This window comes from Cupriavidus sp. GW823-FHT06D04, from assembly GCF_058795055.1.
In genome coordinates this window covers 76,798-102,933 of record NZ_JBXAHL010000031.1, presented here as the reverse complement: position 1 = coordinate 102,933, position 26,136 = coordinate 76,798, and the positions used below count along the sequence as shown (strand labels likewise).

Below are 26,136 nucleotides of genomic sequence, written 5' to 3'. Positions count from 1 at the left end.
TTCGCAGGGAGCTGCGGCGGTGCGCCCATCGAGATCATCCGCCAATACATTGAGCAACAACAGACGCCGCATTAGCCGCCGAAAGGACGCCGACGGCGTCCGCGCTATCCTTCTCCGGCCTAAAGGCCGAGGCTTGCCGCGCACCTGGTCAATTGGCTCGACGGCTGGGACGACAGCGCCCGCCAGTTCGCGAGATTGACCTCGCCGTCCAGGGACAGTACCAAGCGGCTGGACAGCTGCCACTGCACGATATCGTCCCAGCGCGCGGCCACTTCGTATTTCTCAACGCCGTGGCCGTTGTCGCGGCCATAGCCGCCCTGCATCGAGAAGGTTGCCGCGCCGGCGGCGGCCGGCAGCACGCACAGGCAGACAGCAAAGGAAACGGCGGTCGCAAGGTGCGCCAGCCGGGTTGATGGGGTTGCGTTCTTCACTGACATCCGTGGGTTTCGGGCAGCGTCGAGGTGTATCGCGGCGCTGCCACTTTATTTTGATCACGGCGCTCGAAGATAGCAGCCCTTCAAATTTGCGGAAGCCTGCCGGAAGCGAACACAGTGTTCCAATGCCGGAACAATGCGGCATCACAGCCAAAGCATTGGCCAAGCAACAGACAATTGTCGAAACTTGGTAGTACGCGGCTATCACAAGGCCGTCCACAAGCGGAAGGAGGCCATCATGCGCGCCTGCCGACAAGCCCGCCCTGCCGCCAGGGCAGCAGCAGTCTGGCTGCTGGTGACGGCCATGGCCACCGCGGCCTGGCTGCTGCCGCGCATCGCGCAGCCTCCGCAATACCATCGTTATGCCGACCCTTATGTCTGCTTCGGCACGCCCCACTGCCTCGACATCGGCTCCAATCTGCTGTTCCTGCTCGCGGGCGCGGCCGGCCTGCGCTATCTGGGCACCACGGCTGCCAGCCGCGCCTTCATCGCGCCGGCCGAGGCCTGGCCTTACCGGCTGCTTTTCTTTGCCGTCTTCCTGGTTGGCCTGGGCTCCGCCTATTACCACCTTGCACCGGACAACCAGCGGCTGGTGTGGGACAGGGCCCCGCTGGCGCTCGCGCTGATGTCCTGGCTGGGCGCCAACCTGTGCGAGCGGGTCAGCCTGAAGGCCGGCTTGCGGCTGCTGCCGCTGCTGCTGATCGCGGGGCCGGCCAGCGTCGGCTACTGGGCATGGAGCGAAGCCCGAGGCATCGGAGACCTGCGCCCTTATCTCCTGGTTCAGGCGTGGGCCATGCTGGTGGTGCCGCTGCTGCTCTGCCTCTATGCGCCGCGCTACACTGGCGACTGGGATGTGCTGGCCATCACCGGCTGCTATGTGCTGGCCCTGGCTTGCGATGTGCTGGATCACCAGATCGCCGCGCTCACCGGGCTGGTCAGCGGGCACACGCTCAAGCACGTGTTCGCAGCGCTGGCCGTCTATGGCGTCCTGCTTCGGCTGAAGCGGCGCCGCATCGTGGAGGAAGGAACATGACCGTGCCCCAAGCGGGTGGCCACGCTCGCGAGCCCCGCGTGCCCTCTGCCCTGGGCGTCGACGTACGGCCGCGCGAAGTGTGGGCATGGGCCATGTACGACTTTGCCAATTCGGGCTACACCACGGTGGTCATCACCGCGCTGTTCAATGCCTACTTCGTCGCCGTGGTGGCCGGCAACGCGCCCTGGGCCACGCTGGCGTGGACCGCGGCGCTTTCCCTCTCCTATGCGCTGGTGGTGCTCAGCGCGCCGCTGGTCGGCGCCTACGCCGACCTGCGCGCAGCCAAGAAGCCACTGCTTGCGGTGACGACGGCGGGTTGCGTGGTGTTCACCGCACTGCTCTATTTTGCGCAGCCCGGCACCCTTGGCATCGCCATCCTGTGCGTGGTCCTGTCCAACTTCTTCTTCGGCAGCGGCGAAAACCTGATCGCCGCCTTCCTGCCATCGCTCTCCACCACCCGCGCCCTGGGCAGGGTATCGGGCTGGGGCTGGAGCCTTGGCTATATCGGTGGCCTGTCCACGCTGGGCGCCTGCCTGCTCTATGTCAACTGGGCCAGCGCGCGCGGCCAGGTCGCCAGCCAGTTCGTTCCCGTCACCATGCTGATCACGGCAGCCATCTTTGCCGTGGCGAGCCTGCCGACCTTCCTGCTGCTGCGCGACCGCGGCGCGCCACAGGTCGCCGCGGCCGCGCCGGCTGGCGAACGGGCCATCGGCACGGCCTGGGCCAGGGTATGGCAACGCCTGGGCCAGCTGCGCCAGTTCAAGGACCTGCGCCGCTTCCTGCTGTGCACCCTGTTCTACCAGGCCGGCATCCAGGCGGTGATCACGCTGACCGCCATCTACGCCAACCAGGCCATGGGCTTCACCATGCGGCAGACCCTGACCCTGGTGCTGGTGGTCAATCTGACGGCAGCGGCCGGCGCCTTCCTGTTCGGCCATGTGCAGGACCGCATCGGCCACGTGCGCGCCATTGCCCTGACGCTGCTGGGCTGGATCCTGACCATCATGCTGGCGCGCGCCGCGCGCGAAGCGCCGCTGTTCTGGCTGGCCGCCAATGTGGCCGGCCTGTGCCTGGGCGCCGCCCAGTCCGCCGGACGGGCCATGGTGGGGCTGCTGGCTCCGCCCTCGCGCGCGGCCGAGTTCTTCGGGCTCTGGGGCCTGGCGGTCAAGCTGGCCTCGATCGCCGGGCCACTGACCTATGGCATGGCAAGCTGGCTGACGGGCGGCGATCACCGGCAGGCGCTGCTGGTCACCGGCAGCTACTTCGTGGTCGGGCTGGGCCTGCTGTGCGGCGTCAACACCGTGCGGGGCCGGCGGGCAGCCTTGCGCGCTGAGCGAATGGTCGGGCTGGAGACCGGGTACGGCGCCGCTGCCGGCCCCGCTTGCCATTAGCAGCACGGACGGCAGACTAGAATGAAACTGCCCTTTGGCGATTGGATCGCTCTTTCGGCTTCCGGACGCTGAAGCTCTGGCGACAGCCCATGCCAGCAAACCTCACTCCAGAGTACAAGCAGGCCGAACAAGCCTATCGGCTGGCACGCCAGCCGCGCGAGCAGCTCGAATGCCTGAAGGAGATGCTCCGTGTCATCCCGAAACACAAGGGGACGGAGCGTCTGCAGGCCGATATCAAGTCGCGGATCAGGGAACTCACCCAGGCATCCGCGGGCCACGGGAAGGCCGCTCACAGAGGGCCGGCACATGCGGTGCATCCAGAAGGCGCGGCGCAGCTCTGTCTGATCGGCCCGCCCGGCGCGGGAAAATCCAGCCTGCACGCAAGGCTGACAGGATCGGGCAACGAGGTCGGGCCCTACCCCCACCCTACGCAGTTTCCGATTCCCGCCATGTTGCCGTTCGACGACATTGCTTTTCAGCTGGTGGATCTGCCACCTGTATCAGTCGAATTCATGCAACCCGGGCTCACCGACATATTGCGGGCGGCAGACGGCGTACTGCTCGTGGTCGATCTGAGCGCGCCAGACTGTACAGAACAGTTGGCGCTGATTCTGCGGCGCCTCGCCGAGGCAAAGATCATCCTGTCGGAGCGCTGGCCGGGTCAGGCTGACAGCCCTGGGGCGACGGCGGAAGCGGCGGCTGACCCGTTCAGTGTTCACCTCCCTGCGCTGCTGCTGGCCAACAAGACTGATCTCGCCAAGCCGGAAGACGCGGCCGTGCTCGAAGACCTGCTCGGTGTACATTTTCCGGCGCTCGCAACCTCGGCAACCGGCGGGCGCGGACTGGCCGAGGTCGGTCCGTTCCTTTTCAGGGCTCTGGGCATCGTGCGTGTCTACACCAAGGCACCCGGGAAACCCGTCGACCAGCGTCGGCCTTTTACGATGCGCCGCGGCGACACCGTGCTGGATGTCGCCCTGCAGGTGCACCCTGATCTCGCGCGTACGTTCAAGTTCGCCCGCATTTGGGGGAGTGGCAAGTTCAGCGGCCAGCAGGTGGGCGCCGATCATCCGGTAGCCGATCGAGACGTGGTGGAACTGCATTCGCAGGCGCATGGCTGATCAAAGCCATGGCCGCAGGGAGTTCGTTGATGGCCCGGCCCACGGGGCCCTGGGGACAGGTCGCAGCAGGGGGGCGCCGATGACATAGACTGAAAGACCTGCGGCCGGTTGTTCCCGCATGACTGCCGTGCCGATTTGCGGAGCAATTTCTTGCACGGAGGTATGCCATGACTACATACGTCATCCTCAGCCGTCTCGCTCCTGACGCGTTCACGGACCCCAGGGACATGAAGAAACTCGCCGCCACGGTGGCCGAGAAAATCAAGGCCGAATGCCCTGCAGTCACCTGGAAGGACAGCTATCTGACACTCGGGCGCTTTGACGTCGTGGACATTGTCGAGACGGACGACCTGAAGCAACTCGAGCGGGCGGCGTTGATCATCCGGGGCTACGGACACGCCGCGACCGAGACGCTGCAAGCGACGCCGTGGGACAAGTTCATCGCGGCCCTGTAGCGCAGCTCGCTGGACCAGGCTGCTCGCGCGGCGGCACAGCCAGATTCAGGTTGACCTGACCGTCGGCTGCCCTATACTTAAAGTGCTGACTGAGACACGCTTGAGTAAAGCGAAGGTAGGTCAGCGAAACGATCATGTTTCCTGGATGATCTGCCAGATGAAGCGTGATCGTGCAGGCCACATATGCCTGCAGGTCCGGACCGGATCATAAGTTGCTGACCCGGTTCGGACGCACCCGATTGTTGGAAGCACTGAGCACCTGTAGAAGGTGCTCTTTTTATTTGTGGCTCCTTTTATTTGTGGCGTATCAGGGCGACGTTGACCACTCGCCTCGCGGGCCTCGCTGGTGACATGCCGGCAGGCACTGTAACTTGCATTGCCCCGGGCAGTTTTTTTTGCCACAGTCGCCTTAACCGATCGCAGTCCCTGGTCGGCAAACCGTCCGGCAATGCAAAACTGGACGGATCGGATCAGAGCGGTAGCGGATCCGAACTGAAACAAGGAGTCGCATGCGCGCTCGCTCACGCCCTCCGAACGCCGGCTACCGCTGGCTGTGGCAGCTGTCTGCAGCCGGCTGGGGGCACTGCGGCCTGGCCTATGTCAGCGGCGCGCTGCTTGCACCGCGCTGGTGGCCCGCAAGGGAGGCTATGCCCCTGCGGGACCGGTACTCTTCGCGGCGCACGGCGCTGGTGCTGTACACCTTCGCCTATCGTGGCGGTGGGGCACCCCCCGGCACCACGCCACCGCGCGATGGCTTTACCTGGCGATACCAGTACTGGTCACCAGGGGTTGGGGTGGCCTGATGCCGGAAACCCGCCACGCGCTTGCCGGGCGCCCTGTTCTGCGCCACAGTTGTCCCACCGGCCCAGGCTGGAGACCAGGATGACAAACCGGCTCGCCACAGAAACCTCGCCTTACCTCCGGCAACACGCGGATAATCCGGTCGACTGGTATCCCTGGTGCGAAGAGGCGTTTCGCCGTGCGCGCGACGACGACAAGCCGGTCCTGCTTTCGGTCGGCTACGCCACCTGCCATTGGTGCCACGTGATGGCGCACGAATCGTTCGAGAATCCCCGGATCGCCGCCCTGATGAACGAGCGGTTCATCAGCATCAAGGTCGACCGGCAGGAGCGTCCCGACCTCGACGACATTTACCAGAAAGTCCCCCAGTTGATGGGACAGGGCGGCGGCTGGCCGCTGACGGTATTCCTGACGCCGCAAGGAGAGCCTTTCTACGGTGGCACCTACTTTCCGCCGGATGACCGCTACGGCCGCCCTGGGCTCCCGCGCGTGCTGCTGAGCCTGAGCGAAGCCTGGAGGCATCGCCGCCAGGAACTGCGCGACACCATCGAGCAGTTTCAGCGGGGGTTCCGGCACCTGGACGAAGGGGTCCTGAGCCGTGAAGACGCGGAACAGGCCGCGGAAGTCCAGGACCTGCCCGCGCAGACAGCCCTCGCCCTCGCGCGCAATACGGACCCGACCCATGGCGGCCTGGGCGGAGCGCCCAAGTTTCCCAACGCAAGCGCGTACGACCTCGTGCTGCGCATCTGTCAGCGAACGCATGAACCCGCGCTGCTTGATGCGCTGGAGCGCACGCTCGACGGCATGGCGGCCGGCGGCATCCATGATCAGCTCGGCGGTGGGTTTTCCCGCTACAGTGTCGACGAACGCTGGGCCGTGCCCCACTTCGAAAAGATGCTTTACGATAACGGCCAGCTCGTCACACTCTACGCCAACGCCTATCGCCTGACCGGAAAGCAAGCCTGGCGCCGCGTATTCGAGGGAACGATCGCGTACATTCTGCGAGACATGACGCACCCCGACGGCGGCTTCCATGCCGGCGAAGATGCCGACAGCGAAGGCGAGGAAGGCCGCTTTTATGTCTGGACAGCGGCCGAGGTAAAGGCAGTCCTGGGCGAATCAGAGGGGGCCCTGGCGTGTCGCGCCTACGGCGTGACCGAAGGCGGGAACTTTGAGCCCGGCAGATCGGTGCTCCACCGTGCCGTCACGCTGACTCCTCTGGAGGAGGCACGGCTGGAAGGCTGGCGCGAGCGGCTGTTGGCAGCACGCGCCCGGCGCGTGCGCCCCGGCCGCGACGACAACATTCTCGCCGGGTGGAACGGTCTCATGATCCAGGGACTCTGCGCGGCTTACCAGGCAACGGGCAACCCCGCACACCTCGCCGCCGCAAGGCGTGCCGCCAGCTTTGTCCAGGACAAGCTCACCATGCCGGACGGCGGTGTGTATCGGTACTGGAAGAACGGCACAGTCAAGGTGCCAGGGTTCCTGGAAGACTATGCCTTCCTGGCCAACGCGCTGATCGACCTCTACGAATCCTGCTTCGACAGGAGATACCTCGATCGCGCCGCCGAACTCGTGACGCTCATCATCGACAGGTTCCGGGGCGACGGGCTGTATTTCACGCCCAATGATGGCGAGCCATTGATACACAGGCCCCGCGCTCCGTACGACGGCGCCTGGCCGTCTGGCATTTCAGCCAGCGTGTTCGCCTTCCTGCGCTTGCATGAACTCACCGGCGAGGATCGCTATCGTGACCTCGCCGAGCACGAATTCCAGCGTTACCGTGCTGCCGCCACCGCGGCCCCGGCCGGCTTCGTGCACCTCCTGGCCGCCGCGGACTTCGCGCAGCGCGGCGCGTTCGGGATCATTCTTGCCGGCGACAAGGCGGCGGCCGCCGCCTTGGTGGAAAGCGTTCACCGCACCTATCTTCCGGCACGCGTGCTGGCATTCGCCGAAGACGTTCCCGTCGGCCAGGGGCGGCTCCCGGTCGACGGCCGGCCGGCAGCCTACGTGTGCCGACATCGCACCTGTACCGCGCCCGTGACCAGCGGCCAGGCGCTCCTTGAACGCTGCGTGGGGTGACGGTGAGCCCTTTCGATCAGGACAGGCCAGATGCGTCCTGCCCGATACGCGATGTCGCTGTCAGCCGCTCCAGTGCCGCATCGATGGCACCCAGGGATTCATTCAGACCGGCCGCGTGTGCCTCGTCCCTGAGCAGCCGTAGCCGGGCCCAAAGCGGCGGCGTGCTCGCACCACCCTCTTCCCGTCCGGCGCAGATCAAGGCGCGACCCCTGCGGATCAGGAAGTCTCCCCAGGGGCACGGCTCAGGCCGCATGTAATCCTGCAGCGCTGCCAGGTAGCGTTCGGCTTCCTGCCACCGGCGCGCCGCCAGTGAAACGTCGATCGCAGCTTCGAGCAGATCGACGTGGCAATGGCTCACGCAGCCCTGGGCCAGCATGGCCTCGCCCTGGCGCAGGGCGTCGAGCTGCTTGTCCGGATCGCGCGTGGTGCGCGCGAGGAACGCGAGCACGGTTGGCCCTGAATACCGCACGCCGCTGGCGTGGCTCAGCTGCAGTGCCTCGTCGAGCAGGGACTCCGCCTCCTGCACCTGGCCGAGCGCGCCGATGGCCAGGCCAAGCCGGGCCAGCACTTCCGCCTCGAAGCGCCGGGCCTCCAACCGGCGCGTCAGTGCCAGTGCCAGCCGCGCGTGCGCTTCGGCACGCGGCCAGTCGCCGGCGAGCTGTGCGGTCGATGTCATCACGTCGTAGGCGAGCATCTCGCTGCGCGCATCGCTGATGCGCCGCGCCAGGCGCAGTCCTTCCTCGCAGCTGGCCTGCGCGGCCGCAAGTTCGTTGCGGAACAGTTCCACCGCGCCCACCATCGGCAGGTTGGCACATTCGATGCGGATGAAGCCGTGTGCCCGCGCCAGCTCGACGCAGCGGACAAAATGCGCATGCGCGGTCAGCATGCGGCCCTGCTGGTAGTACGCATCACCGAGGCCGCCCAGCGCACGCGCCTCGCCCAGCACCGATCCGCCCGCCCTCGCATGGCCGAGGGCGCGCTGGTGGGCGGCGAGGCACTCTTCCATGTCGCCCTTCGGGAAATAGAGATTGCCGCGCAGTGATTCGATCTCGGCCAGGCGCTCGTGCTGGCCCGGCGCGGCAGCGGCCTGCTCCGCCTCGCGCAGCGCCGCCAGGGCTTCGTCATAGCGGTCGAGCAGGCGCAAGGCGGCCGCCGTGCCAAGCCACACCCGGGCCCGCTGTGCCGCATCGCTCGCCAGCAATTGCGCTTGCCGGAAAGCCTGCAGCGATTGCGTCGGCAGGCCAAGGTCAAGTGCCAGCTCGCCGTGCAGGCAGGCAAGCGTGTGCCTGCAGGCGTCGCCGCTATCCAGGCGCTGCGCACGCTCGACCAGGCGCAATGCGCGCTCGCCGCGGAAGTGCGCCGCCTCATGCCGCGCCGCGGCGGCATAGGCTTCGGGCGCGCCGGGATCGCCTGCGGCATCCAGGTGCTCGGCCATCAGCGCCGGGTCCCGGCCTTCATACCAGGCGGCCGCGCGCCGGTGCAGATTCTGTCGCCGCGACTTGAGCAGCGACGCGTACACCGCCTCATGGATCAGCGCGTGCATGAACAGATAGTCTTCGCCTTCCGGCCGGGCCATGGCCTCTTGTACCAGGCGCTCGCAAGCGTACGCGGGATCCTCGAGCAAACGCCGCAGTGCGGCCGGGCCAAAGCGCTGGCCCAGTACGGCAGCGGCCTGCAGCGCCTGGCGGTCGGCGGTAGAGAACCGGTCCATCCGCGCCAGCACAATGCTCTGCAGCGTCCCGGGCAACTCGTCCGCGCCCGCCTCCGCGCCGCGCAGCAACTGGTCGAGAAACAGCGGATTGCCCTCGGCCCGGCGAATGCAGGTAGCGGCCACGGCAGGATCGACCTGCCGATGGCAGGCTGCCAGTTCGTGCGCCTCGGCATCGTCGAGCGGCCCGAGGTCGATGGTGGTCAGCGATGCCCCCTGGCTGCTCGCCCGCCAGGCCACATCGAGCGGGTCATGCTCGGGACGTACGGTCAGCACCAGGATCAGCGCATGGCTGCGGGTTGCCGCGGCCAGCTGCGCCAGGCAATCGAGCACCGTGCGCTCGGCCCAGTGGACGTCGTCGACCACGATCAATTGCGCGCGCACCGCACTGCGGCGGGTGGCCAGCGTCACCATCAATCGCTGTGCGCCGCGTTGCCGGCTGGCGGCGTCCATCGCGGCCAGTGCGGCGGCCTGCTCCCGGGACTGGGGCTGCTCGAACATGTCGCGGGCGAACACAAGCTCATCCTCGCCGAGTTGCCAGGCCGCGAGCGCTTGCGCGATGACCGCGCCTGTCGCTTCTTCGGCGGCGGCGCCACCCGCGCCCGTGCGAGGCGCGACGCCCAACAGACTGCGCGCGAGCAAGCACAAGGGATCGCCGCCGCTGCCGGCGCCGAAGTCGAGCACCAGCGCCCGGTGTGCCTCCAGGCCATGCTCGCGCGCCAGCGCGACGAAGCGGTCGGCGAGCCGGCTTTTGCCGATGCCGGCCTCGCCACGGATCAGCACGACCCGGCCATGGTCGGAACGCAGGCAGCTGTCGGCAACGCCGGCGAGCTGGGCCAGCTCCGCTTGCCGCCCGACGAAGGCGTGCTGCGCCGGCGCCTGTTCCACCCCGAGAAAGCGCCGCACGCGCCAGAGCGGAATCGGTTCGGCCGCTCCGGGGAGCACGGCGTGCGCCACGCAGTCCGCTTCCAGGCGTCCGGGCAGCGCCTGGTAGACCCGATTCGACACCATGGTTGCGCCAGGCTCGGCCCGCTCCATCGCCTGCGAGGCCACGCTAACCGGCCCGCCGGTCAGCGTCATGCCGCTTTCGCCGCAGGCGGCCAGCACCTGGCCGCTGGCCAGGCCTACGCGCGCCAGCAGCCTGGCGTTGGCGGATTCCGCCAGCCGCGCCAGACCGGCATGCAGCGCCCCGGCGGTATGCAGGGCGCGCTCGGCGTCGTTCCCATGCGCCACCGAAACGCCAAACACGATGGTCAGCCGGGTGCCGATTTCATCGGTGATATGACCGCCGCAGGCGCTGGCCAATGCCCTGGCATGCTGGCGCCAGCGCGCAAGGGCAGCGTGCAATGGCTCGGGCTCCAGGCCAACGCTGCTATCGTCCAGGCTGGCTATCAGGACCACTGCGTGGCGCAACTGCGGCTCGGCAGCGATTACGGCGGACGCAGGTGGCACCGCGGCACCGTCGTCACCAGCCGGCATGCCAGCCACCGGCTCGCGACGGGCCCGCAGCATTGCCTGGTACAGCGCCTCGGTCTCGGGCTCGGGCGATACCCCGAGTTCGCGTTGCAGCGCCGCCCGGCACAAGCGGTATTGCTTGAGCGCCAGCGCCTGCCTGCCCTGGCGTTCATACAGCCGGATCAGCGCCCGGTGCACGCTTTCCTGCAGCGGATCGAGCGCAAGCAGGCGGGTGGCACTGGCGATGGCCTGCTCCGTCTCGCCGGCCTGTTCATGGTGCGCCAGCAACCTGGCCATGACCGCCAACACCACGCCGCGCAGACGTTCGCGTTCGATCGCCAGCCAGTGGTCGAACGCCGGCGCGGCGGCATGAAAGCCCTCCAGCAAGTCACCCCGGTACAGCACCGCGGCGCGCGCCAGCGACGCGGGCGTGGCTTCACGGGCAAACTGCTCGAACTCGCACACGTCGACCTCGATTTCGCCGAGCGTCACGCTGTCGCCTTCTGCCAGCACCACGTGCTGGCCAGCCTCTTCCAGCGCGCGCCGCGCCGCACTGAGCGCCTGGCGCAGGCTGCTGCGCGCCTGCTCGGCATTGCTTTCGGCCCAGCACAGTGCGGCCAGCTTGTCGCGCGGCTGGGCGCGCCCTTGTGCCAGCGCGAGATAGGCCAGCACTGCGCGCGCCTTGCGGGCAGTCAGCGGAATCGGCGTTCCGTCTGCGGAACTCAGCTGGAAGCCGCCGAACAGGTCAAGACGGGCGCGGGCCATGATTTGGAATCCTGAAAGCCCATCCTTTATAGGCGACGGCACAGCATCACGCGCGCCTCGCCGGCGCAAAGATATGAAGCCGGTACTTCCCGGCCTGCCGCTATTTTCACGCTTCTTTCACGCTGGATTGCCGGGCCCGTTCACGCCCGCTGCCTAGTATGACCACAACCCCGGGCCGCGTGGCTCCGACATAGCGGACGAACAGGGGCTGCCATCGAGCGAGGCAAGGGCTGCCTCGGTCACACTGGAAGGATTGCGTCATGACACATACTGACTCGCGCGGTGTTTCGGTCTCGAGCACCAACACCAACTCGCTGGAGCGCTTCGAAGCCGCCCTGGAATTGCTGCATGGCTACTACGGCGACCCGCTCACGGTGATCGACCATGCCCTGGCCGACGATCCGGGCTTCGTGATGGGCCATGCCTTGCGCGCGGGGATGATGATCACGGCTGGCGACGGCGCCGTGGAGCCGATGCTCAGGCAGAGCGTCGAGGCAGGCGAAGCGCGGTCCGCCAGCGCCAACGAGCGCGAGCGCCGGCATATCGCGGCGGCACGCGCCTGGCTGGACGGCCACTTCGCGCGCTCGATCCAGCTGTACGGTGACATCGTGGTCGACTATCCGCGTGACAGCCTAGCGCTGCAGATCGCCCATATCGGCGACTTCCTGCTCGGGCAGTCCACCCTGCTGCGCGACCGCATCGCCCAGGTGCTGCCGCACTGGAATACGCGCGTACCCGGCTTCGGCTATGTCCTTGGCATGCATGCGTTCGGTCTTGAGGAAACGAACTTGTATGAGCAAGCCGAGGAACGCGGCCGCTTCGCGCTGGAACTGAATCCGCGCGATCCCTGGGCTATTCATGCGGTCGCCCACGTGATGGAAATGCAGGGCCGCCAGGATGAAGGCATCGACTGGCTGAGCGGGCGTGCTGCCGACTGGTCGCAGGACAATATGATGGCCGTGCACAACTGGTGGCACCTGGCGCTGTTCCATCTCGAACTCGGCCATACCAGGCAGGTACTGGACATCTACGACGCGCACATCCGCGAGCACCACTCCGCGGTGGCGCTGGAGCTGATCGATGCCTGCGCCATGCTGTGGCGCCTGCACCTGCGCGGCATCGACGTGGGCGCGCGCTGGAACGAAGTCGCCGACACCTGGCAGGCGCGCGGCGCCGAAGGCTACTACGCCTTCAACGATACCCACGCCGCCATGTCCTATCTTTGCGCCGGGCGCGACTGTGCACTGGATGGCCTGCTTGCCGGCATGCGCGCGGCGGCAGGTGGCAGTGGCTCCAACGCGATGATGACCCGCGAGGTCGGCCTTCCGGTGACCGAAGCCCTGCTCTCTTTCTCGCGGCAAGACTACGACCACGCCATCGGTTTGCTGCTGCCGGTACGCCAGATCGCGCATCGCTTCGGCGGCAGCCACGCCCAGCGCGATCTCATCAACCTGACGCTGATCGAGGCGGCGTTGCGAGGCCAACGCGCCAACCTGGCCTGCGCGCTCGCAGCCGAGCGCATGGAGCTCAAGCCGATGAACCCCAGCCTGAGCAAGCTGGTGCAGCGCGCTTCAGCGCTCCAGCGCGAAGCGGCGGACGGCCACGGGGAGGCGGTCGCGGCGAAGGTGGCGTGACGCAAGCCGGCTGGCCACGTGCCAAGCCCAGGCCTTTGTCGCCGGCACCTGGGCCGGCCGACAATGGCCCATGAGCGGATAAAAAAAATGAGGACGCTTGCCTTGGCTCATGCCGAGCCCAGGCAAGCCGCCCCAAAGCGCTCCCTCGATCGTCAGGGCGCCATCAGCGCAGGTTGCTGCGCTCGGTCGGCGTCAACTGGCTCAGTTGCGCCTCGCTCAACGCTGGCGGCCGAGGCGATCGCGCAGCGGCCCTCGAACCAGCTCGGCCTCTATAACGAGGCGGCCACCAGCCATCGCATGGGCAACAACCCCTTTGGCACGTCGGTGAATCCGCAGCGCCCGGCCAGTCCGGCGCCGGGGGCGCCGGTCATTCCGCGCGCGCAGCCTTGAGTGGTTGGCGGCAACGGCGGCGCAGCGCGCCTCAGCGGCCCATGCGCGCGTCGTAGCTGCGCGAGATGCGCTCTAGCAGGCGGGGATCCGACGGGTCGGTGCCGTCGAACTGCACCCGCACCGTGCCGTCGGCCTGGCGGCGCACGCTGGCCCTCACCGGCAGGTTGTTGCGGGTTCCTTCCACCGTGCCGGCCACGGCATCCTCCGTGTTGATCGCCACGCCCTGGTCGCGCATGGCGCCGGCGGCCGCGGCGAAGGCGCGGTCGTAGCGGCTGGGCTGCAGGCCCGGGTAGGTGGTCGGAACCACCTCGGCAGGGTAAGGGTAGGGATAGCATGCCGTCAGCACCGGCACTGCGGCGAACACGGCAACGCCCGCCAGGATCCGGAGCCCATGCTTCATGGCGTCACCTTGCTCCAGCCAGGGCCGGGATCGAAGGTCTTGATCGCCGCGGCCTTGCCGGCACTGTCGGTGCCCAGGTCGCGTTCATAGACCTGGCCATCGTGGCTGACCATGAAGCTCTTCACGCCGGTATCGCCATACCGCACCGGCCAGGCCAGCACGGCGAAGCCGCCGAACAGCTTGCCATTGACGACATAGTTGTACGCGCCGCCGGGTGCGGTGGGCCCCTGCGCGGTCAGCAGCTTGTAGTGATAGCCGTAGTAGCCGCCCTGCCCCGGGTTGCGCTTGCCGGCGGTCAGGAATGCGGCCCCGAGCGGGCTGGGCGGCTTGCCCTCCGATGTCGGCCAGTACAGCCCGTCCTGCTTGCCCGGCGTACTCGCAAGCTTGCCTGCGTAGGCCAGCAGGCCGTCGCCGTCATGATCGGTCCGGGCGTATTCGCGCTGGGCGTCATAGACCGCGAGCATGGCCTGGATCACCGCGAGTTCATTGCGGCCGATGCGGCGTATGCGCATCTCGTCGACCCCGGCACGCGTATCGAACTGCCAGCCCTTCGATGTCTTCACCAGTGGCACTGGCAGGGTCCAGCCGTCATTGCCTACGGCGATGCGGGCATGGCTGCCCTCTGGCTGGACCGCATGCGAGATCCGCCAGGCCTCGAGAAAGCGGTACCGGATGTCGGCGCCGACTGGCGGGATCAGGTCGTGGATCCTGGCGCCCAGCAGCACCTTCATGGCATCGTCGTCGCTGATGGCGACCGCCTCGCCAAAGGCGTTCATGGCGGCCTCGGGGGTTTTGAAGGACTTCTGCGCGTGCGCGGCGTGCATGCCGGCAACGGTCAGCGCGAGCGCAAACGCCAGCGCGCAGGCCAGGCGGCCAGGCAGGGATCGGGCAAGGCTTAGTGGTGACGTCATGATCGAGGCTCCCTGGTCCGCTAGCGCCTGCCACCGCGTCCGCCGCCGCCACCACGGCCCCCGCCGCCGCTGAAGCCGCCGCCGCCACGGCCCCCGCCGCCGCCGCTGAAGCCGCCGCCTGCGTGGCCTCCGGCCGACTGCATGCTGGAGCGTCCGCGATCAAAGTCGCGCTGCGACGCCGCGCCGCCGCCCACGCCCTGGAATGCGTTGTCCCGCCCGCCACCGCCGCCGCGGTCGGCTACGGTGGTGGCCCGTTCACCGCCGCCCCGTGACCGGTCGGCAGCCCCTGCGCGGTCCGATACATCGGCCCGGTCAGAGACCCCGGCCCGATCACTGCCCCGTTCGCCAGCGCGATCACCGACCCGGTCTCCGGCGCGGTCTCCCGCCCGATCACCCGCCCTTTCTCCGGCCCGGTCTCCGGCACCCGCCCGGTCCTGCCCGCCGGCCCGGTCGCGCGCCGCGCGGTCGGACACGCCGGCGCCACCCTCGCGACCCCGGAACTCATTGCGCCGGTCCCCGCCTGGCACATCGCGGGAGAATTTCTCGCGGGTGGCATTGTCGCGGTAGGCCACGCCCTGCCGGTGACCGGCGTCGTGCTGCCAGCGCCCGCCGCTCTGCACCTTGGTGCGGTCAAAGTTGCGGTCGATATTGGTGGCCCGGTTGACGTTGACGTTCACGTCGCCGCCGCCCCAGTTGCAGTTGCCGAAGATCGCCCCGGCGGCGGCCAGCCCGACGCCCCAGGCAAAGCCCGTGGCCAGCGCGGCGCCCGGGTAATAGGCGGGATAAGGCGGCCAGTAGTACGGCGGGTAGGACGGATAACCCCAGGAACCGTAGACCACGGTGGGGTTGTAGGCCGGGACGTAGATGACCTGCGGGTCGGCCGGTTCGATGCGCACCACGGTCTGCACGCCTAGCGCCGCAGTGGTCGCGGGCTCGACAATGACGTTCTGCTGTTCGGTGCTCTTGAGGTTGCCGGATTGCTGGGCCTTGTTGCGCAGCCGCTGGACCGCGGCCAGCACGTCTTTCTCCTGGGCCAGGAAGGCATCGCCCAGCTTCTGGGTCCAGTCGAGCTTGTCGTTCATCGGCTCAAGGACCTGCGGGAAGGCCACCAGCGACTTCACGCTGACATCCCAGGGCTGGTCGGCCACGGCCTTGACCGCGGCGTCGCCCTTGACCTTGGGGTTGGCCTTGACCCAGCGCGCCGCGTGCACGATCTCCAGCGGATAGGTGGAGGCCATCAGCACCTGCGACAACACGGAATCGGGATAGAGCGCGATCGGCGCGACCAGCGCCTCAAGCTCCTCGGCCTTGAAGGTGGGTGGCGGCTTCGGTGCGTCTTGGGCAGCGGCGCCGCCCGCTGCTGCCGCCAGCGCGACAAACAGCCACGCACAGCCGGACTGAAGCAGCCGCCTGACCAGAAAGGCCATGTTCCCTCCTCGCAACTGGTGACGGAGCCATCCGAGGCGTACCGGGGCAGCGCACCGGGCCGGAGGAAGTTCTCCTGCCGCGTGCCATTGCCAGACGACATACGGAGCGGATATTGCTCCATACGCGCTACGAAGGTAGTACGGAACACATTGAAATTCAACCGAATTCCGGTCGCCGTCCGGCAGGCCAGCCGGCAAGGGTTATGCCAGGAAAATGGATCGGCATGAGGATTTCCCCCGATTTTGCTTCTATCGTAGAAACGAGCCGCCTGTGCGCATGCAAGCGGTACCCCAGGTTTGAAGGTGCATAACCGGACCCTCGAGGCACCGGTACGTCAGTGGAGGAAGATCATGGCCAAGCGGAAAGGAAAGCGCCACGACGACAACGGGAGTCAGACGGAGCCGCCGCGCGAACCAGACCCGGCCGACAGCCGCGACGAAAAGCCGGACCAGCAGCCGCGCGAGCGCATGTCGGAGAAGGCATACCAGAAGGAACTCTTCGCCCTTCATGTCGAGCTCGTCAAGCTGCAGCAATGGGTGCAGGCCAGCGGCAGCAAGGTCTGCGTGGTGTTCGAAGGGCGCGACGGTGCCGGCAAGGGCGGCACCATCAAGGCCATCACGGAACGCGTCAGCCCGCGCATTTTCCGCGTGATCGCCCTGCCCGCGCCGACCGACCGCGAAAAGAGCCAGATGTACGTGCAGCGCTACCTGCCGCACCTGCCCGCCGCGGGAGAGATCGTCATCTTCGACCGGAGCTGGTACAACCGCGCCGGCGTCGAACGCGTGATGGGGTTCTGCACCGAAGCGCAGGCCGACGAGTTTCTGCGCGCCGTCCCACTGGTCGAACGCGCCATCGTGCATTCCGGCATTATCCTGATCAAGTACTGGCTCGAGGTCAGCCCGGAGGAGCAGACCCGCCGCCTGCAGGGGCGCATCAAGGACGGCCGCAAGGTCTGGAAGCTCACTGACATGGACTTGCGCTCGTACAGCCGCTGGTACGACTATTCACGCGCGCGCGACGCCATGTTTGCCGCATCCGATACCGACTATGCCCCGTGGCATGTGGCCAATTCCAATGACAAGCGCCGGGCGCGCCTGAACATCATCACGCACCTGCTGGCACAGATCCCGTACAAGGCGATCGAACGCAAGCCAGTCAAGCTGCCTGCCAGGCAGAAGGCGGGCGGATACCGGGAGCCCGACTATCCGTATCGGTATGTCGACGAGCGGTACTAGCTACTTCGGCAGCTTGCGCGACTTCCAGCTCCCGTCCTTCTCCTTGCAGTACCACCCGGTCCAGGCTTCGGTTTCGCCGGCCCGGCGGAATTCACTGCGCAGTTGCCGGCACCGGTCGCCGTGGTCGCGCCGGGACCGCAATGGCGTGAAGGAACCTTCGACCTGCCGCTCGCGCGCGTCGGGTGGCAGCCTGAACGGCATGCGGGCGCCGTCGGCGCCCTGCTCCAGGGTCCTGCGGAAGACATCCGTCAACGCCGTGAGCTGGTCCTGGGTAAGCGTGCCGACGATGGTGCCGCCAAGGTAGTGGTCAAAATAGGCAACGGCCGGTCCTGCCGACATTGCACCCGCAAGCATTGCGGCACTGCATGCCAGCGCGTGCAGGATCCTGTTTCGCCTGTTCATCTCGCCTCCTCCGCCATGGCCTGCCCCGAGGCGGGCAAGCGAGGAAGCACCGGACCCACATGCCCGCCAGCCGCGGCAGCGGCCTATTCGAAACGCTCGGTCAGCACCATCGCGTCCACCTTGCGCTGCTTCCAGAACAGGTGGTTGATGCGCGGCTGCAGCAGCCGCAACGCGGCCGCATCGACCGAATTGAAATGCAGCGATACGGCCGGGCGGGTGCCGTCTCCCGGCACGCGTTCAATCTCATCGAAGGCCGGGAAGCCGTAGCGACCGATGAACTCCTGGATTTCCTCGTCGGTTGTCGCCGTATCGATATTCACAAGCATCAGCACACTCATTGACGTCTCCTGAAGGCTCGGGATGCCAGTCAGCCCGGTTCCGATGCGGCCATGAATCCGCGGGCCCATCTCCCCTTCCTATCTTTAAGCCAGGCTGGATCGGAAGGCAAACTTTGATTCCCGATGAGGAATCCAGGGCAGATTCCATCACCTGCGGAGGCTTCGATCCGGCTGGCGCCGGACCGTGCGCAAACGCTAACGCCCTGCCGCGCGGTAGCGCATGGCGAATTGCCACCCCAGTTCGGCCAGCGGCACCGCCTTCCTGCCGGTCTCCACGGCATCCGCCGCGGCGGCGTTGCCGCTCCTGGCTCGCTGCCCGATGCCATGCATGATCGCCGCCAGCCGGAAGAAATTGTAGGCGAGATAAAAGTCCCACTGCTCGAGCGCGTGCGTGCCGTTTGCCTCGCCGTACCAGCGCAGGTAGGTCGCCTCGTCGGGAATGCCCAGCGCCTGCAGGTCGAGCCCGCCGATACCGCGCCACAGGTCGGCCGGGATATGCCAGCTCATGCAGTGGTAGGCCAGGTCCGCCAGCGGGTGGCCGAGCGTGGACAGCTCCCAGTCGAGCACGCCGATGACGCGGGGCTCGGTGGGATGGAAGACGAGGTTGTCCATGCGGTAGTCGCCATGCACCACGCTGGTCTGCTCCGCGTCCGGGACGTACTGCGGTAGCCACTCTGCCAGCGCCGCCAGCGCCTTGTTGTCGCCCATGCCGGTGTCTCGGCACTGGCCGACCCAGCGCGCGACCTGGCGCGCCACGTAGCCGCCGCTCCTGCCATAGTCCGCCAGGCCGGCGGCGCGGTAGTCGACGCGGTGCAAGGCGCCGATCACGCGGTTCATCTCGCGGTAGATCGCGGCGCGCTGTTGCGGGGACTGGCCCGGCAGGGACTGGTCATAGATCACGCGGCCCTGCAGGAGTCCCATCAGGTAGAAGGGCGTGCCAAGGATCGTGGTGTCTTCGCTGTAGAGGTAGACCGGGGGCACCGGCACGTCGCTGTCGCGCAGCGCGTGCATCACGCGATACTCGCGGTCGATGGCATGGGCGGACGACAGCAACTGGCCCGGCGGCTTGGTGCGCAGCACGTATTGCTGCGCGCCGCAGGCCAGCCGGTAGGTCGGATTGGACTGGCCGCCGGCAAGGCGCTCCAGGGTCAGTTCGGGCCGGTCGATCAGGCCTTCTGCATGCAGCAGCGCTGCCAGGGCAGCGCTATCGAAACCCGAACCGCCAGTCGCGGCGGGAACTGCAAGGGCTGGTTGCATTGGATCGCTCTCCTCGATTGCGGGTGGGCTCAGAGCGAGCTGACCGCGTGGCCGCCGTCCACGGGCAGCACCGTACCGGTCATGTAGTCGGAAGCATCCGAAGCCAGCAGCAGCAGCGCGCCGTCGAGCTGCCGGGGCTGGCCGAGCCGGCGCTGCGGAATGCGCCCGATCATGGCCCGGCCGCTGTCGGTCTCGAAGAAGCCGCGGTTGATGTCGGTCTCGAAATAGCCCGGCGCCAGCGCGTTGACGCGGATCCCGTGCCGCGCCCATTCCAGCGCCAGCGAGCGCGTCAGGTGGATCAGGCCCGCCTTCGCGGCGGTGTAGGCCGGGACCTGCTGCGCCACGCGCAGGCCGAGGATCGACGCGATATTGACGATGCAGCCGCCGCTGCCGGCCTCGCGCATCAGCCGCGCCGCGCATTGCGCCACGCGCCAGGCGCCGTTCAGGTTGGTATCGATCACGCCTTGCCAGGCGGCCTCATCCACCTCCATGGCCGGCCCGGTGGTGGCGATGCCGGCGCTGTTGACGACCACCTGGACCGGGCCGAGCTGTTGGCGCGCCGTCTCGAACGCCGCACCGACCGACGCGGGGTCCCTGACGTCGAGCGCAACGACGCAGCCTTGCCCGCCCTGCCTGCGCAGTTCCGCCAGCACGGCCTCGCCTTCGGCCACGCGCCGCCCCGCCAGTGCCACCTTGCAGCCGGCGCGCGCCAGCGTCTGCGCAAAATGCAGGCCCAGGCCGCCAAAGGCCCCGGTCACCAGCGCTACCTTGCCTTCCAGGTCGGCGAACAGGCCGAGGTTGCGTTCTTGCTGGTTCATCAGACTTGCTCCGAGAAACCTCGCCCTTCAGGGCGGGGAGTGAAAGGAGTGCTGCCGGCAGCAAGCAATCCCATATTAGAATGACCGGCATGCTTCTGGTCTATCGCTACCGGGTGAAGTCGCTGAACGGCCTGCTCAATCAGCAGAGCCGCGCGGTGAACTACGTCTGGAACTTCTGCAACGACACGCAGAAGCACGCACTCAAGTGGGGCAAGAAATGGCCCACGGGTTTCGATCTGAACGTGTTGACCACCGGCAGCAGCAAGGAACTGCGCATCCATTCCGGCACCGTCAACGCGGTTTGCGAGCAGTACGCCAAGTCGCGTAGCCAGCACCGCCGGCCGTACCTGCGCTATCGCGGCCGCAAGTCGCTTGGCTGGGTGCCGCTCAAGGGCCGGGATCTCAAGCGCTCGGGCGACGCATTCCGCTTTGCCGGCAACACGTTTCGCGTGTTCAGCTCCCGCCCCCTTCCCGAAGGCAAGATCAAGGACGGCACAAATTTCTCCTGCGATGCGCGAGGCAACTGGTTCCTGAACATCGTGATTGAAGTTGCCGACACCCAGGCCCGCTGCCCGGAACGCGGCGTCGGCATCGATCTGGGCTTGAAGGACATTGCCACGCTGTCCACCGGCGAGAAGTTCGAGAATCCGCGCCACCTCGGCCGACTCGAGCAAGCGCTGGCCAAAGCGCAGCGAGCACGCAAGCGGCGACAGGCAACGAACCTTCACGCCCGCATCACCAACGCAAGGCGTGACTTCCTGCACAAGCTCTCGCGTCGCATCGTGCGAGACTTTGACTACATCGCGGTGGGGAATGTGAACGCCGCCGGCCTCGCCAAAACCAGCATGGCGAAGTCCGTCCTCGATGCGGGCTGGTCGTCCTTCCGCACAATGCTCGCGTACAAGGCGATTGCGCATGGCGCGTGGTATGAGGAAGTCGACGAACGTTTCACCACCCAGGTTTGTTCTTCGTGCGACGCGATGCCGCCGGGGAGGCCGAAAGGTATCGCAGACCTCGGAATAAGGCAGTGGGTATGCAGTGAATGCGGTGCCGTACATGATCGCGATGTGAACGCTGCGTTAAATATCCTTGCCCGATCGGGACATCGATCGCCTGCAGAGGGAATCTCCTCCCTTTAGGGAGGGGAGAATGTCAATCCATGTCTCCTCGTTATTGCTGTGAATCTGCGGCTCAGGCGGCCTTGAGCATGTCCTCGACCACCTTCTTGGCGTCGCCGAACACCATCATGGTCTTGTCCATGTAGAACAGCTCGTTGTCCAGCCCGGCATAGCCGGCGGCCATCGAGCGCTTGTTGACGATGATGGTCTTGGCCTTGTACGCCTCCAGGATCGGCATGCCGGCGATCGGCGACTTGGGGTCGTTCTTGGCCGCCGGGTTGACCACGTCATTGGCGCCCAGCACCAGCACCACGTCGGCCTGGCCGAACTCGCTGTTGATGTCTTCCATCTCGAAGACCTGGTCGTACGGCACCTCGGCCTCGGCCAGCAGCACGTTCATATGGCCGGGCATGCGGCCCGCCACCGGGTGGATCGCGTACTTCACGGTCACGCCTCTGTGCGTGAGCACTTCGGTCAGTTCCTTGAGCGCGTGTTGGGCACGCGCGACCGCCAGGCCGTAGCCCGGGACGATGATCACCGTTTCCGCATTGCCCATCAGGAAGGCGGCGTCATCGGCCGAGCCCGATTTCACATTGCGCTGGGCCTGCCCTGCCGGGCCGCTGGCGGCCGCGGCGTCGCTGCCGAAGCCGCCCAGGATCACGTTGAAGAACGAGCGGTTCATCGCCCGGCACATGATGTACGACAGGATCGCGCCGGAGGAACCCACCAGCGAGCCGGCGATGATCAGCATCGGGTTGTTCAGCGAGAAGCCGATGCCCGCCGCTGCCCAGCCCGAGTACGAGTTCAGCATCGACACCACCACCGGCATGTCGGCACCGCCGATCGGGATGATGATCAGCACGCCCAGCACGAAGGCGAGCGCCAGCATGACCAGGAACGGCATCCATGCCTGCGTCAGGAAGAACGCAATGCCAAAGCCCACCATCGCCACCGCCAGCAGCAGGTTCAGCCAGTGCTGGCCGGCGAACACCACCGGTGCGCCCTGGAACAGCCGGAACTTGTAGCGCCCGGCCAGCTTGCCGAAGGCGATCACCGAGCCGGAGAAGGTGATGGCACCGACGAAGCAGCCGATGAAGAGTTCGATGCGGTTGCCCAGCGGAATGTCATGCGAACCGGCAGCCGTGATACCGAAGGCAGCAGGCTCCGCCACTGCCGCCACGGAAATAAACACCGCCGCCAGGCCGATCAGCGAGTGCATCGCCGCGACCAACTCGGGCATCTTGGTCATCTGCACCTTCTTCGCCACGTAGGCACCGATGCCGCCGCCCACCACCAGCGCCGCCAGGATCAGCGCCAGGCCGGTGCCCGGCGCGGACGGGTCCGCCCCGCCGGACAGCAGCTCGCTCTTCAGCTTGAAGATCAGCGCCACCGTGGTGAGCGCCGCCACCAACATGCCCGCCATGCCGAAGGTATTGCCGCGCCGCGCCGTGGTCGGGTGTGACAGCCCCTTGAGCGCCTGGATAAAGCAAACAGACGCGCCCAGGTAGGACAGCGTCACCATATTCATCGACAGGCCATTCATTGCGCTACCTCCGCCAGTTTGCCGCCAGGCTGCCCCTTGGCTTCGGGCTGCGCCTTGGGTGCCTTCTTCCTGAACATCTCCAGCATGCGCTGCGTGACCAGGAAGCCGCCGAACACATTCACTGCCGCCAGCGCCACCGCCAGCGTCCCCATTGCGCGGCCAACGTAGCCCTCGGTCAGGCCGGCGGCCAGCATGGCGCCGACGATGATGATGGCCGAGATCGCATTGGTCACCGCCATCAGCGGCGTGTGCAGCGCGGGCGTGACCGTCCAGACCACGTGGTAGCCCACGTAGATCGCCAGTACAAAGATGATCAGGTTAATCACCGTGTGGCCAACTATTTCCATCGAGATCTCCTTGATTGCCGGTTCAGCTGGCGAGCGCCAGTTCTTCGCGCCGCGTCATCAGGCATGCGGCGACGATGTCGTCTTCCAGGTTCAGCGTGAACTGGCCGTCCTTGTCGATGACCAGCTTGAGGAAGTCCAGCACATTGCGCGCATACAGTGCCGAGGCGTCGGCCGCGACCATGCCGGCCAGGTTGGTGTGTCCGATCAGCACGACGCCATGGCGCTCGACCACTTCGTCGGCCACCGTCAGCGGGCAATTGCCGCCCTGTGCCGCGGCCAGGTCGACCACCACCGAGCCCGGCTTCATCTGCTGCACGGTCGCTTCGTGCAGCAGCGTGGGCGCCTTGCGGCCCGGGATCAGCGCGGTGGTAATGACGATGTCGGCCTGGATCGCGCGCTGGTGGACCAGTTCGGCCTGGCGCTTCATCCAGTCCGGCGGCATCGGGCGCGCATAGCCGCCCACGCCCTGGGCGATCTCGCGCTCTTCGTCGGTGAGGAAGGGAACATCGAGGAACTTGCCGCCGAGCGATTCGATCTGCTCCTTCACCGCGGGGCGCACGTCGGAGGCCTCGATCACCGCGCCCAGCCGCTTGGCCGAGGCGATGGCCTGCAGGCCGGCGACGCCCGCGCCCAGGATCAGCACGCGCGCCGCCTTGACGGTGCCCGCGGCGGTCATCAGCATCGGCATGAAGCGCTGGTAATGGTGCGCCGCCACCAGCACGGCCTTGTAGCCGGCGATATTGGCCTGCGACGACAGTACGTCCATGCTCTGCGCGCGCGTCGTGCGCGGCGCGGCTTCAAGCGCAAAGGCGGTGATGTTCGCGGCGGACATGCGCGCGTTGTTCTCGGCGTCGAAGGGATTGAGCATGCCGACCAGCACGGCGCCCGGCTTCATCTGCGCCAGCTCGGCTTCGTCCGGTGCGCGCACCTTCAGCACCAGTTGCGCGCCCAGCGCCTCGGCGGCGCTGCCGATGCGCGCTCCCGCGGCCTCATAGGCGCTGTCGGTCTGGCTGGCACGCACGCCGGCGCCAGCCTGCAATATGACCTGGTGGCCCTGTGCCACGTATTTCTTCACGGTCTCCGGCGTTGCGGCAACGCGCGCCTCCCCCGCCCGCGTCTCAGTCGGGATCCCTATCTGCATTTCAATCTCCTTTGGTCCCGTGCATTCCGTGCGTCGAGGGTGGACGGGCAACCTGTGTGCCGGGCGCCGCATGCCGGATCAATGGCAAGGCGCGGCGCCGGTCTTGGCGGTACAGCTCAGCGGGGCACTTCCCCTTCCAGCGTGACGCGGTTCAGCACGCGGTCGGCATTGCCATAGTCGTGCACGGCGTAGTGCATGGTGCAGCGGTTATCCCACATCACCACATCGCCCTCCTGCCACATATGGCGGTAGACGTTGTCCGGCGTCACCGAGTGCTCATACAGGAAGTCGAGCAGCGGACGGCTCTCCACTTCGGTCATGCCTTCGATGCACTGCGCGGTGTCGGGGTGGCCGACATAAAGCGCCTTGCGCCCGGTCTCCGGGTGCGTGCGCACGATCGGGTGCACGGCCGTCGGCACCTTGTCCGAACCCGTCATCTTGGCCAGCCGCGCCCCCGAGAAGCGGGCCCGCAGCCCTTCGATCATGCGCTGCATCGCCGGCGACAGGCGGTCGTACGAGACGTACTGGTTGCACCACATGGTGTCGCCACCGATGGGGATGGTGACCGCCGACAGGATCGAGATCTTCGGCGGCACCTCGGTATAGATCGAGTCCGAATGCCAGGCCTCGGTCGAGGCGGTTTCCTTCGGGATCCTGGTGACCTGAGCCAGTTCCGGGAACTCGGTCAGGCCCTTGAGCAGCGGGTTGCCCTGCACCGGCTTGCCCCAGCGCCGGGCGAACGCGACCTGCGCGGCCGGCTGCAGTTGCTGGCCGCGGAACACCAGCACGCCATGCTCCAGGAACGCCCGGTGCAGGATCTCGAAGCTGGCGTCGTCGAGCGGCTGGTTCAGGTCGACACCGGTCACGGCTGCAGCCACGGAGCCGGTCAGCGGCTTGATCTGGATTGTCATCATGTCTCCTCTTATCTATCGCTTTCTGTGGAATCAGTCGACCAGCAACACGATCTTGCCGACGTGCTGGTCTTGCTTCATGTACGCATGCGCGGCGTCGATGTCGGTCATGGCAAAGGTCCGATCGATCGGCAGCCGCACGCGGCCCGCGCGCAAAAACGGCAGCATGTCGCGCGCGCAGGCCTGGATGCACTCCAGCCGCTCCTGTTCCGTGCGGGTGCGGAAGGTCACGCCGATCAGCTGCAGGCGCTTGAGCCAGAGCTGTGCCAGGTCGATCTGGGCGGTTGCCGAGCCCAGCCGCGCGATGTTCACCAGGCGGCCCTTGATTGCCAGGCTTTTCATATTGGCCTCGAACACCGGGCCGCCGACGGTATCGATGATGATGTCGACGCCCTTGTTGTCGGTGGCCTGCAAGACCGCCTCGACCTGGTCGTCCTTCGAGGCGTCGATGCCGACATCCACGCCGAACTGGCTGATTTTGTCCAGCTTGGCCGCCGAGCGCGAGGACGCGATCACGGGCCGGGCGCCCATCAGCGAGGCGATCTGGATCGCCGCCATCGCCACGCCGCCCGAGGCACCGTTGACCAGCACCGACTCGCCCGCCACCAGGCGGCCGTTGGTGACCAGTGCGTCATGCGCGGTGATAAAGACGTTGGGGAACGCCGCGGCATCGATCCATGACAAGCCGTCCGGCACCGGGATCAGTGCCAACGGGTCGGCCACCACGTACTCCGCCTGGCAGCCGCGGCCATGGCCCATCACGCGGTCGCCCTTGCGCCAGCCGCTGACGCCTTCGCCGACTTCCGCGATCTCGCCGGCAAATTCGACGCCGGTGGTGATGGTGTTGCCCGAGCGCAGCTCCTTCGCCTGGTTGATTTCGCCACGGTTGAGGCCCGCGGCGCGCACCCTCACCAGTACCTGCCCCGCTGCCACCACCGGCACGGGGATATCCTGCACTTCGACCTTGCCGCCCTCGGGGCCCGGCACTACACGGACTGCCTTCACTGTTGTCTCCTTTTCC

The 26,136-nt window shown here is 67.0% G+C and carries 23 protein-coding genes and 1 pseudogene; 10 read left to right on the top strand and 14 right to left on the bottom strand.

Features of this window, described 5'->3' with window-relative positions; translation table 11 throughout:
• Window positions 1-75: pseudogene (locus AC1Q7H_RS29395) on the top strand (IS200/IS605 family transposase); the annotation flags it as partial.
• Window positions 76-119: 44 nt separating this feature from the next.
• On the opposite strand, the gene AC1Q7H_RS29390 reads toward AC1Q7H_RS29395, so the two are convergent.
• Window positions 120-437: a hypothetical protein gene (locus tag AC1Q7H_RS29390; RefSeq protein WP_249221259.1), complete on the bottom strand. Its 318-nt coding sequence runs from the start codon at window positions 435-437 to the stop codon at window positions 120-122.
• 235 nt (window positions 438-672) lie between these two features.
• Here AC1Q7H_RS29390 and AC1Q7H_RS29385 point away from each other — a divergent pair, with 235 nt between their 5' ends.
• From AC1Q7H_RS29385 to AC1Q7H_RS29360, 6 genes are all read left to right on the top strand, one after another.
• Window positions 673-1,467: a hypothetical protein gene (locus AC1Q7H_RS29385; protein WP_211980955.1), complete on the top strand. Its 795-nt coding sequence runs from the start codon at window positions 673-675 to the stop codon at window positions 1,465-1,467.
• A complete protein-coding gene (locus AC1Q7H_RS29380) occupies window positions 1,464-2,858 on the top strand; it encodes an MFS transporter (protein WP_153954348.1) in 1,395 nt (464 codons plus the stop codon). The genes AC1Q7H_RS29385 and AC1Q7H_RS29380 overlap by 4 nt, the downstream gene beginning before the upstream one ends.
• Window positions 2,859-2,947: 89 nt before the next feature.
• Window positions 2,948-3,976 carry a TGS domain-containing protein gene (locus AC1Q7H_RS29375; RefSeq protein ID WP_153954349.1) on the top strand — a complete coding sequence of 343 codons (1,029 nt, stop codon included), beginning with the start codon at window positions 2,948-2,950 and terminating at the stop codon, window positions 3,974-3,976.
• 167 nt (window positions 3,977-4,143) lie between these two features.
• Window positions 4,144-4,431 (top strand): GYD domain-containing protein, encoded by a 288-nt coding sequence (locus AC1Q7H_RS29370; RefSeq protein WP_013956269.1) that lies wholly within the window; start codon window positions 4,144-4,146, stop codon window positions 4,429-4,431.
• Between the two features lie 509 nt (window positions 4,432-4,940).
• Complete coding sequence (locus AC1Q7H_RS29365; RefSeq protein ID WP_013956268.1) at window positions 4,941-5,234, top strand: hypothetical protein; 294 nt, start codon at window positions 4,941-4,943, stop codon at window positions 5,232-5,234.
• A 79-nt stretch (window positions 5,235-5,313) separates the two neighbouring features.
• Window positions 5,314-7,314 (top strand): thioredoxin domain-containing protein, encoded by a 2,001-nt coding sequence (locus tag AC1Q7H_RS29360; RefSeq protein ID WP_211980954.1) that lies wholly within the window; start codon window positions 5,314-5,316, stop codon window positions 7,312-7,314.
• A 16-nt stretch (window positions 7,315-7,330) separates the two neighbouring features.
• Here AC1Q7H_RS29360 and AC1Q7H_RS29355 read toward each other — a convergent pair whose 3' ends face one another.
• A complete protein-coding gene (locus tag AC1Q7H_RS29355) occupies window positions 7,331-11,242 on the bottom strand; it encodes an ATP-binding protein (protein WP_492382045.1) in 3,912 nt (1,303 codons plus the stop codon).
• A gap of 260 nt (window positions 11,243-11,502) precedes the next feature.
• Here AC1Q7H_RS29355 and AC1Q7H_RS29350 point away from each other — a divergent pair, with 260 nt between their 5' ends.
• A complete protein-coding gene (locus AC1Q7H_RS29350; protein WP_211980952.1) occupies window positions 11,503-12,876 on the top strand; it encodes a tetratricopeptide repeat protein in 1,374 nt (457 codons plus the stop codon).
• Window positions 12,877-13,297: 421 nt separating this feature from the next.
• On the opposite strand, the gene AC1Q7H_RS29345 is transcribed toward AC1Q7H_RS29350, so the two are convergent.
• Genes AC1Q7H_RS29345 through AC1Q7H_RS29335 form a run of 3 tightly spaced genes read right to left on the bottom strand, consistent with a single transcriptional unit; the run spans window position 13,298 to window position 16,004 of the window.
• Window positions 13,298-13,666, bottom strand: coding sequence for a hypothetical protein (locus AC1Q7H_RS29345; protein ID WP_013956264.1), 369 nt, complete (start codon window positions 13,664-13,666; stop codon window positions 13,298-13,300).
• Window positions 13,663-14,577, bottom strand: coding sequence for a DUF2950 domain-containing protein (locus AC1Q7H_RS29340; RefSeq protein WP_153954353.1), 915 nt, complete (start codon window positions 14,575-14,577; stop codon window positions 13,663-13,665). The genes AC1Q7H_RS29345 and AC1Q7H_RS29340 overlap by 4 nt, the downstream gene beginning before the upstream one ends.
• A gap of 20 nt (window positions 14,578-14,597) precedes the next feature.
• Entirely contained in the window at window positions 14,598-16,004 is a 1,407-nt protein-coding gene (locus AC1Q7H_RS29335) for a DUF3300 domain-containing protein (RefSeq protein WP_153954354.1), read from the bottom strand.
• 351 nt (window positions 16,005-16,355) lie between these two features.
• Here AC1Q7H_RS29335 and ppk2 point away from each other — a divergent pair, with 351 nt between their 5' ends.
• On the top strand, window positions 16,356-17,240 hold the full coding sequence (gene ppk2, locus AC1Q7H_RS29330) for a polyphosphate kinase 2 (protein WP_153954355.1): 885 nt from the start codon (window positions 16,356-16,358) through the stop codon (window positions 17,238-17,240).
• Here ppk2 and AC1Q7H_RS29325 read toward each other — a convergent pair whose 3' ends face one another.
• The 4 genes from AC1Q7H_RS29325 to AC1Q7H_RS29310 all read right to left on the bottom strand — a co-directional run bounded on the left by AC1Q7H_RS29325 (window position 17,241) and on the right by AC1Q7H_RS29310 (window position 20,055).
• Window positions 17,241-17,642, bottom strand: a complete 402-nt coding sequence (locus AC1Q7H_RS29325; RefSeq protein ID WP_153954356.1) for a hypothetical protein — start codon at window positions 17,640-17,642, stop codon at window positions 17,241-17,243.
• A gap of 83 nt (window positions 17,643-17,725) precedes the next feature.
• Window positions 17,726-17,980: an RNA-binding protein gene (locus AC1Q7H_RS29320; protein ID WP_153954357.1), complete on the bottom strand. Its 255-nt coding sequence runs from the start codon at window positions 17,978-17,980 to the stop codon at window positions 17,726-17,728.
• 195 nt (window positions 17,981-18,175) lie between these two features.
• Window positions 18,176-19,237, bottom strand: coding sequence for a phosphotransferase family protein (locus tag AC1Q7H_RS29315; RefSeq protein WP_211980951.1), 1,062 nt, complete (start codon window positions 19,235-19,237; stop codon window positions 18,176-18,178).
• A 29-nt stretch (window positions 19,238-19,266) separates the two neighbouring features.
• Entirely contained in the window at window positions 19,267-20,055 is a 789-nt protein-coding gene (locus AC1Q7H_RS29310; RefSeq protein ID WP_211980950.1) for an SDR family NAD(P)-dependent oxidoreductase, read from the bottom strand.
• An 89-nt stretch (window positions 20,056-20,144) separates the two neighbouring features.
• Here AC1Q7H_RS29310 and AC1Q7H_RS29305 point away from each other — a divergent pair, with 89 nt between their 5' ends.
• Window positions 20,145-21,194 carry an RNA-guided endonuclease InsQ/TnpB family protein gene (locus AC1Q7H_RS29305; protein ID WP_211982134.1) on the top strand — a complete coding sequence of 350 codons (1,050 nt, stop codon included), beginning with the start codon at window positions 20,145-20,147 and terminating at the stop codon, window positions 21,192-21,194.
• Between the two features lie 52 nt (window positions 21,195-21,246).
• Here AC1Q7H_RS29305 and AC1Q7H_RS29300 read toward each other — a convergent pair whose 3' ends face one another.
• The 5 genes from AC1Q7H_RS29300 to AC1Q7H_RS29280 form a co-directional block, all read right to left on the bottom strand.
• Window positions 21,247-22,716 carry an NAD(P)(+) transhydrogenase (Re/Si-specific) subunit beta gene (locus tag AC1Q7H_RS29300; RefSeq protein WP_013956255.1) on the bottom strand — a complete coding sequence of 490 codons (1,470 nt, stop codon included), beginning with the start codon at window positions 22,714-22,716 and terminating at the stop codon, window positions 21,247-21,249.
• Window positions 22,713-23,063 carry an NAD(P) transhydrogenase subunit alpha part 2 gene (locus AC1Q7H_RS29295; RefSeq protein ID WP_013956254.1) on the bottom strand — a complete coding sequence of 117 codons (351 nt, stop codon included), beginning with the start codon at window positions 23,061-23,063 and terminating at the stop codon, window positions 22,713-22,715. Before AC1Q7H_RS29295 ends, AC1Q7H_RS29300 begins: the two co-directional genes overlap by 4 nt.
• Before the next feature lie 22 nt (window positions 23,064-23,085).
• Window positions 23,086-24,204, bottom strand: a complete 1,119-nt coding sequence (locus tag AC1Q7H_RS29290) for a Re/Si-specific NAD(P)(+) transhydrogenase subunit alpha (protein ID WP_013956253.1) — start codon at window positions 24,202-24,204, stop codon at window positions 23,086-23,088.
• A 116-nt stretch (window positions 24,205-24,320) separates the two neighbouring features.
• A complete protein-coding gene (locus AC1Q7H_RS29285; protein WP_013956252.1) occupies window positions 24,321-25,115 on the bottom strand; it encodes a TauD/TfdA dioxygenase family protein in 795 nt (264 codons plus the stop codon).
• Between the two features lie 33 nt (window positions 25,116-25,148).
• On the bottom strand, window positions 25,149-26,120 hold the full coding sequence (locus AC1Q7H_RS29280) for a zinc-binding dehydrogenase (RefSeq protein ID WP_013956251.1): 972 nt from the start codon (window positions 26,118-26,120) through the stop codon (window positions 25,149-25,151).
• Window positions 26,121-26,136: the final 16 nt, after the last annotated feature.

What these genes read in the sequence shown, in the direction of transcription:
- ppk2 (WP_153954355.1), top strand. Translation starts at nt 16,356, where the DNA reads ATGGCCAAGCGGAAAGGAAAGCGCCACGACGACAACGGGAGTCAGACG.
- AC1Q7H_RS29370 (WP_013956269.1), top strand. Translation starts at nt 4,144, where the DNA reads ATGACTACATACGTCATCCTCAGCCGTCTCGCTCCTGACGCGTTCACG.
- AC1Q7H_RS29340 (WP_153954353.1), bottom strand. Translation starts at nt 14,577, where the DNA reads ATGACGTCACCACTAAGCCTTGCCCGATCCCTGCCTGGCCGCCTGGCC.
- AC1Q7H_RS29305 (WP_211982134.1), top strand. Translation starts at nt 20,145, where the DNA reads ATGCTTCTGGTCTATCGCTACCGGGTGAAGTCGCTGAACGGCCTGCTC.
- AC1Q7H_RS29310 (WP_211980950.1), bottom strand. Translation starts at nt 20,055, where the DNA reads ATGAACCAGCAAGAACGCAACCTCGGCCTGTTCGCCGACCTGGAAGGC.
- AC1Q7H_RS29390 (WP_249221259.1), bottom strand. Translation starts at nt 437, where the DNA reads ATGTCAGTGAAGAACGCAACCCCATCAACCCGGCTGGCGCACCTTGCG.
- AC1Q7H_RS29335 (WP_153954354.1), bottom strand. Translation starts at nt 16,004, where the DNA reads ATGGCCTTTCTGGTCAGGCGGCTGCTTCAGTCCGGCTGTGCGTGGCTG.
- AC1Q7H_RS29345 (WP_013956264.1), bottom strand. Translation starts at nt 13,666, where the DNA reads ATGAAGCATGGGCTCCGGATCCTGGCGGGCGTTGCCGTGTTCGCCGCA.
- AC1Q7H_RS29355 (WP_492382045.1), bottom strand. Translation starts at nt 11,242, where the DNA reads ATGGCCCGCGCCCGTCTTGACCTGTTCGGCGGCTTCCAGCTGAGTTCC.
- AC1Q7H_RS29300 (WP_013956255.1), bottom strand. Translation starts at nt 22,716, where the DNA reads ATGAATGGCCTGTCGATGAATATGGTGACGCTGTCCTACCTGGGCGCG.
- AC1Q7H_RS29315 (WP_211980951.1), bottom strand. Translation starts at nt 19,237, where the DNA reads ATGCAACCAGCCCTTGCAGTTCCCGCCGCGACTGGCGGTTCGGGTTTC.
- AC1Q7H_RS29385 (WP_211980955.1), top strand. Translation starts at nt 673, where the DNA reads ATGCGCGCCTGCCGACAAGCCCGCCCTGCCGCCAGGGCAGCAGCAGTC.
- AC1Q7H_RS29285 (WP_013956252.1), bottom strand. Translation starts at nt 25,115, where the DNA reads ATGACAATCCAGATCAAGCCGCTGACCGGCTCCGTGGCTGCAGCCGTG.
- AC1Q7H_RS29320 (WP_153954357.1), bottom strand. Translation starts at nt 17,980, where the DNA reads ATGAGTGTGCTGATGCTTGTGAATATCGATACGGCGACAACCGACGAG.
- AC1Q7H_RS29325 (WP_153954356.1), bottom strand. Translation starts at nt 17,642, where the DNA reads ATGAACAGGCGAAACAGGATCCTGCACGCGCTGGCATGCAGTGCCGCA.
- AC1Q7H_RS29360 (WP_211980954.1), top strand. Translation starts at nt 5,314, where the DNA reads ATGACAAACCGGCTCGCCACAGAAACCTCGCCTTACCTCCGGCAACAC.
- AC1Q7H_RS29365 (WP_013956268.1), top strand. Translation starts at nt 4,941, where the DNA reads ATGCGCGCTCGCTCACGCCCTCCGAACGCCGGCTACCGCTGGCTGTGG.
- AC1Q7H_RS29295 (WP_013956254.1), bottom strand. Translation starts at nt 23,063, where the DNA reads ATGGAAATAGTTGGCCACACGGTGATTAACCTGATCATCTTTGTACTG.
- AC1Q7H_RS29375 (WP_153954349.1), top strand. Translation starts at nt 2,948, where the DNA reads ATGCCAGCAAACCTCACTCCAGAGTACAAGCAGGCCGAACAAGCCTAT.
- AC1Q7H_RS29290 (WP_013956253.1), bottom strand. Translation starts at nt 24,204, where the DNA reads ATGCAGATAGGGATCCCGACTGAGACGCGGGCGGGGGAGGCGCGCGTT.
- AC1Q7H_RS29380 (WP_153954348.1), top strand. Translation starts at nt 1,464, where the DNA reads ATGACCGTGCCCCAAGCGGGTGGCCACGCTCGCGAGCCCCGCGTGCCC.
- AC1Q7H_RS29350 (WP_211980952.1), top strand. Translation starts at nt 11,503, where the DNA reads ATGACACATACTGACTCGCGCGGTGTTTCGGTCTCGAGCACCAACACC.